This is a genomic window from Desulfosarcina sp., from assembly GCF_041551955.1.
Lineage (GTDB): Bacteria > Desulfobacterota > Desulfobacteria > Desulfobacterales > Desulfosarcinaceae > Desulfosarcina.
On the sequence record NZ_JBFELV010000159.1, the window covers coordinates 1 to 9946 of the forward strand.

Here is a 9946-nt window from a genome sequence, read left to right on the forward strand (position 1 = left end):
AACAGTATTTTGAGTTAATATGCACAATGTTTAGAATTCTAAGACAGACTTCAAAAATGTAATTTTATTTTTAAATAAATTACAAATTTGAAATTAAAGGATTGAAAGCCTTATTTATTGCCGCTTTGGCGATGTCGACTGAAAATGCACCTTGAGGCAGCGGAACCAGCCGCTTCAAGGTGCATTCAGGAAAGGAGCAAAAATTATCGGGTTTTTGAAAAGCTGCCCGCCGGTTTGGATCAGGATTGGGTTGCTGGGCTGGCGGAACCAACGTAGCTGGGATGCCCTGATGAGGGCGGCCCGGAAATGGAAGAGATGCCGCCGTGTGTGGACACACCGAAGTCCGGATAGGCGATACCGCCGTGTTCGGCGTAGTCCAATCCCTCCAATTCTTCTTCCGGCGAAACCCGCAGGCCGATGGTCTTGTCGATCAGTTTGAACATCACGAAAGCCGCGGGAAAGGTCCAGATAAAGCACGCGGCGATGCCCAGCAGCTGTACCCCGATAATGCCGGCGGATGTCCCGCCGATGTTGAAGATGCCGGCGGCCAGGGTGCCCCAGGCGCCGCAGACGCCGTGAACGGATACGGCGCCGACCGGGTCGTCCACCTTGATTTTGTCGAAGAACATGACCGAGAAGACCACGATGACGCCGGCGGCGGCCCCGATAATGATGGCGCTGGAGGGCGAGACATTGGCGCATCCAGCGGTGATGCCCACGAGACCGGCCAGGGCGCCGTTGAGGCTCATGCCCACTTCGGGTTTGCCGAATTTCATCCAGGAGACGATCATGGCCAGGACGGCGCCGGCAGCGGCGGCCAGATTGGTGTTGACGAAAATCATGGCAATGCTGGTGTCTGCCGTGGTGGTGGAGCCGGGGTTAAACCCGAACCATCCCAGCCAGAGGATGAACACGCCCAGGGCCGCCAGCGGAATGTTGTGGCCCATGATGGGTTTGATTTTGCCGTCTTTGGTGTACTTGCCCAAACGGGGGCCGAGAACGATGGCGCCGGCCAGGGCCGCCCAGCCGCCGACCGAGTGGACCACGGTGGATCCGGCAAAATCGATGAACCCGAAGCCTTCCAGCCAGCCGCTGCCGTTGAGCAGGCTGCCCCAGGCCCAGGAACCGAATACCGGATAGATCAGGCCTGAGACAATGATGCTATAGAGGATATAACCCGTGAATTTGGTGCGTTCCGCCATGGCGCCCGACACGATGGTGGCGGCGGTGGCCGCAAACACCACCTGGAACATCCAGAAGGCCAGCACCCAGGGATCGCCGTCGGGTGTAAAGTCACTGAGAAAAAAACCGGTGGTACCAAACCAGCCGGTGGAGGATGCACCGAACATGAGGCCAAAGCCGACTGCCCAGAAGGCGATGGAGCCGATGGAAAAATCCATCAGGTTCTTCATCATGATATTGATCGAATTCTTGGCCCGCGTGAAACCCGCCTCAACCATGGCAAAACCGGCCTGCATGAAAAACACCAGGGCGGCCGCTACCAGCGTCCACAAGTAGTTGGCGTGGGTCTGAACCAAATCGATGGCATCCTTATTGGTCAAAACGGTAGGCTCGGGATCGGCGGCCAAGACCATGGGGACGGCCATCAGGGCAACCAGTATCAGCAGAATCAACGCTTTCAATTTCATTTTTCTCTCCTTGTTGGGTATGAGTGGTGACAAATTTAAATCGCTGAAGTTTTAAACCGCATCCTTGCCCGACTCGCCGGTGCGGATGCGGTAAGCACCTTCGATGGGCATGACGAAGATCTTGCCGTCTCCCACACTGCCGGTATTGGCGGTTTCAGTGATCGTGGAAACCACTTGGTCCACCATGTCGGAATCCACAATCAGGTCGATTTTGACCTTGGGAACAAAGTCGGTCTGGTATTCAGCACCCCGATAGATCTCCTTGTGGCCGCGCTGACGCCCGAATCCTTTGACTTCGCTGATGGTCATGCCGGAAACGCCGATGCGGTTTAAGGCGTCCTTGACATCATCCAGTTTGAACGGCTTGATAATCGTCTCAATCTTTTTCATTGATGGCCTCTCCTGTTAGAAAATAGGTTGATTGCCCCTGTTAATCGCCTGCTGTTCGCTTGGCTATTGAGCAACCGCTGTGCCATCACTGTTGCAGTATTTTGTAATGCTTTGTAATAATTTAAATTTTTAACCATTGTGCCGGCAGGTTGTCCGTGATGCTGCAAAACATTTATGTAATATATAGGGTGTTAATAATACAATTATGCTAATAAAGTATTTAAAAAATACAAATATGTTATTTTTAGTTTTTCGCTATCCAGCATTGTTTCACGAAAACGTATCCGGCGTTCAAAGATCGGTAGTCACTGCCTCAGGGGCGTTGACACCCGGCACGATGCGACCCGGATAGTCGCCAATCTCCAGCGCCTGAGCCGCGAAAACGAGCGCATTCCCCGCCGTGTATCGGCGGGAAGCAGAGGTACCGAGCATCGGTACGTCGGGGTTCGCGGGCCAACTGAAAATCGATGTTTTTTGCTTACGGTGCCCCCTCCCCGCGGCAAACCGCGGGGAGGGCGTAAATTATGGCTTGAATTTTCTTCAGGATCTCCATAAGTTATTTACTCGTTATGCCTCAAGTATACGGCGTACCCGTTTTTGGCACCCATGAAACCCGCCGTAGGAACAGGAGAAAAGACCGATGACCGTTGCACATAAGATCAACGACATCATGGCCAAATCGTCATGGATTCGAAAAATGTTCGAAGAAGGGGCCAGACTCAAGGCCGAGCATGGTGCGGACAAGGTGTTTGATTTCAGCCTGGGCAATCCCGTGCTTCCGCCGCCGGAAAAATTCAATGAGATTCTCAGGGACACGGTGGACTCGTGTGGACTCGGCGATCACTGCTACATGCCCCAGGCCGGCTATCCGCAGGTATGCGTATCCATTGCCGAGTATTTGACCAAGGAGCAGGGCGTTGCCATTAGCTGCAATGAAATCATTATGACCTGCGGGGCTGCCGGTGCACTCAATGTCATCTTCAAAGCCCTGCTGGATCCAGGTGATGAAGTGTTGACGCCGTCGCCGTGTTTTGTGGAATATCGGTTTTATGCGGACAATCATGGCGGTGTCTTGAAAATGGTGGGCACCCGGGCGGACTTCACCCTCGATCTCGACGCGCTGGGTGACGCCATTACCGAGAAAACCAAAGTGGTGCTGATCAATTCCCCCAACAACCCCACCGGTCAGATATACAGCAAGGCGAGCATGGATGCGTTAGGGAGGCTGCTGGTTGAAAAAGGCCGCGAGTATGGCCACATCATCTACCTGGTCTCCGACGAACCCTACCGCAAGATCGTCTTCGACGATGCTCAGGTGCCGTCTATTTTTCAAAGTTACCCTGAGAGCATTATCGCCACCTCCTATTCCAAGGATATCTCCATTCCCGGCGAACGCATCGGGTTTGCGGCGGTGAATCCGACCGCCGCCCACAAAAAGGAGTTGATGGCTGGCATGGCGCTGACCAACCGGATTCTGGGCTTTGTCAATGCGCCGGCCCTGATGCAGCGGGTGGTGTCCTGCATGCAGGGGATGAGCGTAGACATCGGCGAATACAAACGTAAAAGAGACTTGCTTTGCGATGGCCTTGCCGATGCCGGCTATGATTTCACTAAACCGCCGGGGGCGTTTTACCTCTTTCCGCGAACGCCGGTCGCCGATGACGTGGCCTTTGTCAGAGACCTGCAGCAGGAGTTGATTCTGGTGGTTCCGGGCAGTGGTTTTGCAGGCCCGGGACATTTTCGCATTGCCTTTTGCGTTGATGACCAGACCATCATCAATGCATTGCCGGGGTTTAGGCGGGTCATGCAAAAATACAACTAGTGTCGATTCGGAACCGGCATCTTGTGGCCCAGGCCGGCGTTCTCACGTTTTCGCGCACGTAGTGAAGCTTCAGCGCTATCCTCAACGCAGCGCTGCTGCGCTTCCGGTTGGGAAAACGCTGCGGCCTTGCCCTGAACCACAAGCCACCATTTCCGGACCGACACTTGGATCGACCCGATTTAGATTCACATGTTTATGAAACGTAAAAAAATGGAGGATTGTTAGATGAAGATTTTAAAGATCGACCATCTGGGCATTGCGGTAAACAGTATCGACGACGGCAAGGATTTCTGGTCAGGTGTGCTGGGACTTGATTTCGAAGGTGCGGAAACCGTTGCCGAACAAAAGGTCACCACGGCTTTTTTTCCCGTGGGTGAAAGCGAAGTGGAGCTACTGGAATCCACCGCTCCGGATGGCCCGGTGGCCAAATATATCGAAAAGCGGGGGCAGGGCATCCAGCATGTGGCTTTCCGTGTCGAAAACATTGACGAAGCTTTGGCCGAGTTGAAAGAAAAGGGGGTCCAGCTGATTGACCAGCAGCCCAGAATTGGTGCCGGGGGCGCCAAGATTGCCTTTCTGCATCCCAAGGCCACCAACGGTGTGCTGGTGGAGTTGTGCCAAAGGGATTGATGTATTGTTGATCCCGAAGGAAGGGCCTCCCGCCGATGATCTTGCGATTGCGAGCGAAAGGGTTTGCGGTGGGAAGCCCTTCCGGCTTCCTTCTATATTGCCAACCGTCCCCCGCATCGATTTTTTTTCTGCAAGACTGATATTGTCAATCTTTACGGCATTTTTTTTGCACAAAGAATTTGGGTGGACCGTGTTGCATGACATGGGTCATGCCAATTCTCGACCAAGCCATTTGACTGAATCGCCATATTAAAAATATCAGACCAGGAGCACCACCATGGAAAACAAATCCCCCTTGTCCGCATCCGCACATCCCATGCTATCCAACTTGCCTCCGGACAGAGCCAAAAAAGGAAAGGTTGTGTCCGCTGAAGAGGCCGTTCGCATAATCCGGGACGGAGACACCATCGCCACCGGCGGCTTCGTGGGCATCGGGTTTCCCGAGCAGATGGCCATCGCCCTGGAGTCGTATTTTCTGGAGCATGATCGGCCCCGGGACCTTACCTTGGTTTATGCGGCCGGCCAGGGAGACGGCAAGGAGCGTGGGCTGAATCATTTTGGGCATTTGGGTCTGGTCAAGCGGGTTGTCGGCGGCCATTGGGGCTTGGTGCCCAAGCTTCAGCGGCTGGCTCTGGACAATAAAATCGAAGGATACAACCTTCCCCAGGGGGTCATTTCCCACATGTACCGGGACATAGCCGCCCATAAGCCGCGCACCATCACCACCGTCGGCCTGGGTACTTTCGTCGATCCGCTCAATGGCGGTGGAAAAATCAACGACATCACGACCGAAGACCTGGTGGAGCGGATTCAATTCGATGGCAACGACTACCTGGCCTACAAAACGTTTCCCATCAATGTCGCCATCCTTCGGGGAACCACCGCCGATACCGACGGCAACATTACCATGGAGAAGGAAGCCTTGACCCTCGAAGCGCTGGCTATTGCCACGGCAGCCCGCAATTCCGGTGGCTTCGTCATCGTCCAGGTGGAACGGGTGGCCGGCAGGGGGACCTTGAATGCCCGTCAGGTCAAAATTCCCGGAATCATGGTGGACTGTGTGGTGGTTTCCAAGCCCGAGCACCACTGGCAGACCTTCGGCACCCAGTATGACCCCTCGTTCAGCAGCGAAATCAAGGTGCCGATTCAATCCCTGCCGCCTATGGAGATGGGCGACCGCAAAATCATCGCCCGGCGGGCGGCATTTGAACTGGTGCCCAACAGTGTGGTGAATCTCGGGATTGGCATGCCCGAAGGGGTGTCCAATGTGGCCAACGAGGAAAAGATCATCGAATTTTTGACCCTGACGGCGGAACCGGGTGTCATCGGCGGACTGCCGGCAGGGGGCCTCAATTTCGGTGCCGCCGTCAACACGGAGGCCCTCATCGATCAGCCGTCCCAGTTCGATTTCTACGACGGCGGCGGGCTGGACGTTGCCTTTCTGGGCCTGGCCCAGGCTGACGAAGCCGGCAATCTCAACGTGAGCAAGTTTGGACCCAAACTGGCCGGTGCCGGCGGTTTTATCAACATCAGTCAGGCCGCCAAGCAAGTCGTCTTCGTGGGAACCTTTACCGCCGGAGGCCTGAAGATTTCCGTTCTGGACGGAAAATTGGTCATCGACCGGGAAGGCAAGGTGAAAAAGTTTGTCAAACAGGTTGAGCACGTAACCTTTTCCGGTGCCTATGCAGTATCCAAAAACCAACCCGTGCGCTATGTCACCGAACGATGTGTCTTCCGACTGACACCTGACGGGATGGAACTGACCGAAGTCGCTCCGGGGATTGAGATTGAAAAAGACATCCTGGCGCACATGGATTTCAAACCGGTGATCAAGGGCACACCGGCGCTCATGGACGAACGGATTTTCAGTCCCGGGCCCATGGGGTTGAAGGAGGATCTGTTCGCCGTTTCCCTGGAAAAACGCCTGGTCTATGACCAGCGCGAAAACCTGTTTTTCGTCAATTTCGAAGGATATGCGATTCGCAACGCCGGGGATATCGAGGAGGTCCGGACCGCCGTCGGAAAAGTGTTGGATCGCGTTGGCCACCGTGTCTATGCGGTGGTCAACTATGACAATTTCAGCATCTTGCCGGAATTGGTGGGGCCCTATACTGATATGGTCAAAGCGTTGGTGGATCGATATTACACCGGCGTTACCCGCTACACCACCAGCGCCTTTCTGCGTATGAAAATCGGTGATGCGCTCAAAGAGCGAAAGATGGCGCCTCACATCTATGAAAGCCGGGAGGAGGCGAAGCTTGCCCTTAAGGGGGTAGGGAAACCATCAGACGCTTGATAGGCGCACTTGTATCTTTTTTGATACAATTATTCCCATCCGCTTAGCGGCACCCCGTGCTTTTTCATTTTTTTGTAAAGCAGGGTCCGGTGAATGCCCAGCAGGGCAGCTGCACGCGCCTTGTTGTTGGCGGTCTTTTTCAGCGCGGCCACAATCACCGATTTTTCCGCATCGGCCTGAACCTCGCGAATGGGGGCAACGTCAGTGACTTCCGGTGTTTCAGGATGTCGCCTTTTGGGTAGCGGCAAATCCGTCAGTTTGATCACATCTCCATTCATGGTGGACAGGGCACGGTCCAGCATATTGGACAGTTCGCGAACATTGCCCTGCCAGGAGTGGGTCAACAGCGCGTTGATCGCCGCCGGGCTGATCCGAATTTCTTCGGCGCTGGTGACGTTCGGATTGGCCTGTCGGAGCAGATGGCGGGCGATGGGGATAATGTCTTCGGTTCGCTCTCTCAGCGGCGGGATATTCAACGAAATGACATTGAGCCGATAATACAGATCCTTGCGGAAATGCCCGCTCTCAATTAGCCGTTCCAGGTTCTGGTTGGTCGCGGCAATCAGCCTGAAATCGGATTGAATCACCGTATTTCCGCCTACCCGCTCAAACACTTTTTCTTCCAAGACCCGCAATAACTTGGGCTGCATATCCAGGGGCAGATCTCCTATTTCATCCAGGAATATGGTGCCTCGATGGGCCAGTCCGAATTTGCCGGGCTTGCCAGCCGACCGGGCGCCGGTAAACGCGCCGCGGTCGTATCCGAAGAGCTCCGATTCCAGCAGGTCTTTTGGAATGGCCGCGCAATTGATCTGGACAAAGGGATGAATCCCCCTTGAACTGGCGTGGTGAATGCTCTGGGCGAAAAGTTCCTTGCCGGTTCCACTTTCACCGACGATCAGCACCGGGTAGGTGTTGGCGGCGGCCACCAGCGTCTCCTGTTTCAGTTCAGTGGTCGCCTGGCTGTTTCCGATGATGCTGTCCAGCGTGTATCGGGTGGAACGAAGTGTCATCAGTTCCTTTTTGTATCGTTTGACCTGAGACTCGAGATGGCGCAGTTTTTTGGCCAGTTTAACCACTTCGCCCACATCCTGAAACATCACCAGGCCGAACACGGCGATGACGCGGTTTTCCATTTTTATGGGAATGCGGTGCACGACGATATTTTGGCCCCGTATGGTCTGAGTGTGGTTGATTTCGGGTATGCCCGTCCGGGCCACGATGTGCATCCTGCTGTTTTCCACGACCTCGGTGCAGTGTTTTCCAATGCTTTCTTTGGCATCGAGGCCGAGGAACTGAGCATAGGGCTTGTTTAGATGGGTCACGAGCCCATCGGCATCCGTTACCATGGCGCCGTTGTAGATGCTGTCGAAAATTAGATGAAATAACTCCAACTGTTTTTCTACCCGCCGGATATCCGCGTCTTCGTCGGTGTTTGGCTTTTTCGTCATTTGGATGTGATTTTCCAGTCAGCGATTGAGGAAAAGACCCTGTGGGCGATTTATGTCGCAAAATTGATTCATGTCGTTATATAGATACACCTTGATCGAACCTGCGTCTACCAAAAAAAGAAACCGACGCGCCCCCTCCGAAATGGCAATAACACTTTGATAATATAAGTATAAATATAATATCCGGTTTGATAAGCAATGGGTGTTTTTTTGCAAACCGGTTAATAACTGTTGGTTCTTTTTACAAATTACTACCGCCACCGACCTTTTAGTTCCTGATCGGCGGCTTGATATAAAAAATGAACGTCATTCAGCGAATATATCCAAAAATTATTCTTGACTTGGTCCGGCTTATAGAATATCCAAACCTATTATTGGTATGACCAATGAATCCTTAACCATATAGACCATACAAAAAGAATAGCCAGATGCCCGTGGAAGGAGGTGAGCGGCTAAACTGTCGGCAAGTGTTCAATTTTCTGTTTTCAACTTGAGATGTTTTCAATCCATTCGAATTAGCAGGGAGGAACCCATCATGAAAAAAGCGTTAACCACCATTTTTTGCATTGCCCTGGCCCTTTGTTTTCTGACCAGTGGATCCTTTGCCGCTGAAAAGCGTGAAAAATTCGGCAGCGACAAACGCCACGACATCGCCAACCGGGTAAAGTTCAAACCCAGTACAGAAAAAATCCGCTGGAAAATGGTCATGCCCTGGAGCAAGGGACTGCTGTTTTACGATATCGCCGTTCATTTTGCCGATAGCGTGCGTCTGGCTTCCGCCGGCCGCCTGGACATCAAGGCCTTCTCCGCCGGTGAACTGGTACCCGCCATGCAGAGTTTCGATGCGGTAAGTCAGGGGTCCGCCGATGTCGGCCATGACTGGCCCGGTTACTGGAAGGGAAAAAATGAAACTTTCGTGGCCTTTGCCTCCGTACCCTTCGGGCTGGATGCCGAAGGCTACAACATCTGGCTGTATGAAAAGGGTGGCCTGGAACTGATGCAGGAAATATATGGTCAGTTCAACCTTTTTGCCCTGCCCGGCGGCCAGGTGGGCCAGGAGATGGGTCTGTCCTCCAACAAACGCGCCACCAAGATGGAAGACTTCAAGGGCATGCGTGTGCGTACCCCGGGCTGGTACATGGACATCATGAACAACTTGGGCTCGTCGGTCAGTCCCCTGCCCGGTGGCGAAGTCTACCTGGCCCTGGAGCGTGGCGTCATCGATGCGGCCGAGTTCTCCTCCCCGGCGATCAATTACCCCATGGGTTTCGACGAAATCACCAAATATGCCATCCAGCCCGGCGTTCATCAGCCCGGTGTCCAGTGCGCCTTGTTTTTCAATAAGGATGCCTATGAAAAACTGCCTGAAGACCTGAAATGGATCATCGATATCTGTGCCAAGGAGACCCAGCTGTGGAGCTACAACTGGATCAACAGCCTCAACGCCGAAGCCATCCGTCGTTTCAAGGAAAAAATTGAATTCGTCAAGATGGACAAGGAAACCCTTATCGAATTCCGCAAAAAAACCAAAGCCTATCTGGATGAAGTCAAAGCCAAGTACCCGGATGTTAAAAAGGTGCTCGACAGCCAGGAAGCCTTCACAGAAAGCTTTGCCGACTGGCGTGATGCCCGCTCCGGGGCGGCCGCGTGGCCCTATGAAACTTACATCGGCGGCCGTATTACCGAATAGTGACCATGTGCATTTGAT

At 53.6% G+C, this 9946-nt stretch carries 7 protein-coding genes; 4 read left to right on the top strand and 3 right to left on the bottom strand.

The annotated features are described in order from the left end of the window. Positions 1-239 precede the first annotated feature (239 nt). Together ABYV26_RS13295 and ABYV26_RS13300 are read right to left on the bottom strand one after the other, a co-directional pair. Positions 240-1649 (bottom strand): ammonium transporter, encoded by a 1410-nt coding sequence (locus ABYV26_RS13295; RefSeq protein WP_372681744.1) that lies wholly within the window; start codon positions 1647-1649, stop codon positions 240-242. A gap of 51 nt (positions 1650-1700) precedes the next feature. Continuing rightward, a complete protein-coding gene (locus ABYV26_RS13300; RefSeq protein ID WP_372681746.1) occupies positions 1701-2039 on the bottom strand; it encodes a P-II family nitrogen regulator in 339 nt (112 codons plus the stop codon). 640 nt (positions 2040-2679) lie between these two features. Here ABYV26_RS13300 and ABYV26_RS13305 point away from each other — a divergent pair. From ABYV26_RS13305 to ABYV26_RS13315, 3 genes are all read left to right on the top strand, one after another. Beyond that, on the top strand, positions 2680-3861 hold the full coding sequence (locus tag ABYV26_RS13305) for a pyridoxal phosphate-dependent aminotransferase (protein ID WP_372681748.1): 1182 nt from the start codon (positions 2680-2682) through the stop codon (positions 3859-3861). Between the two features lie 225 nt (positions 3862-4086). Beyond that, entirely contained in the window at positions 4087-4491 is a 405-nt protein-coding gene (gene mce / locus ABYV26_RS13310) for a methylmalonyl-CoA epimerase (protein WP_372681749.1), read from the top strand. Positions 4492-4768: 277 nt separating this feature from the next. Further along, a complete protein-coding gene (locus ABYV26_RS13315; RefSeq protein ID WP_372681751.1) occupies positions 4769-6787 on the top strand; it encodes an acyl CoA:acetate/3-ketoacid CoA transferase in 2019 nt (672 codons plus the stop codon). A 29-nt stretch (positions 6788-6816) separates the two neighbouring features. On the opposite strand, the gene ABYV26_RS13320 is transcribed toward ABYV26_RS13315, so the two are convergent. Further along, on the bottom strand, positions 6817-8238 hold the full coding sequence (locus tag ABYV26_RS13320) for a sigma-54 interaction domain-containing protein (protein ID WP_372681753.1): 1422 nt from the start codon (positions 8236-8238) through the stop codon (positions 6817-6819). Between the two features lie 535 nt (positions 8239-8773). Between ABYV26_RS13320 and ABYV26_RS13325 the strand changes: the two genes are divergently transcribed. Further along, a complete protein-coding gene (locus ABYV26_RS13325) occupies positions 8774-9928 on the top strand; it encodes a TRAP transporter substrate-binding protein (RefSeq protein ID WP_372681755.1) in 1155 nt (384 codons plus the stop codon). Positions 9929-9946: the final 18 nt, after the last annotated feature.

Bases quoted from the DNA above. Each gene is read 5' to 3' on its own strand.
- ABYV26_RS13315 (WP_372681751.1), top strand. From the start codon at position 4,769: ATGGAAAACAAATCCCCCTTGTCCGCATCCGCACATCCCATGCTATCC.
- ABYV26_RS13295 (WP_372681744.1), bottom strand. From the start codon at position 1,649: ATGAAATTGAAAGCGTTGATTCTGCTGATACTGGTTGCCCTGATGGCC.
- ABYV26_RS13325 (WP_372681755.1), top strand. From the start codon at position 8,774: ATGAAAAAAGCGTTAACCACCATTTTTTGCATTGCCCTGGCCCTTTGT.
- ABYV26_RS13320 (WP_372681753.1), bottom strand. From the start codon at position 8,238: ATGACGAAAAAGCCAAACACCGACGAAGACGCGGATATCCGGCGGGTA.
- ABYV26_RS13305 (WP_372681748.1), top strand. From the start codon at position 2,680: ATGACCGTTGCACATAAGATCAACGACATCATGGCCAAATCGTCATGG.
- ABYV26_RS13300 (WP_372681746.1), bottom strand. From the start codon at position 2,039: ATGAAAAAGATTGAGACGATTATCAAGCCGTTCAAACTGGATGATGTC.
- mce (WP_372681749.1), top strand. From the start codon at position 4,087: ATGAAGATTTTAAAGATCGACCATCTGGGCATTGCGGTAAACAGTATC.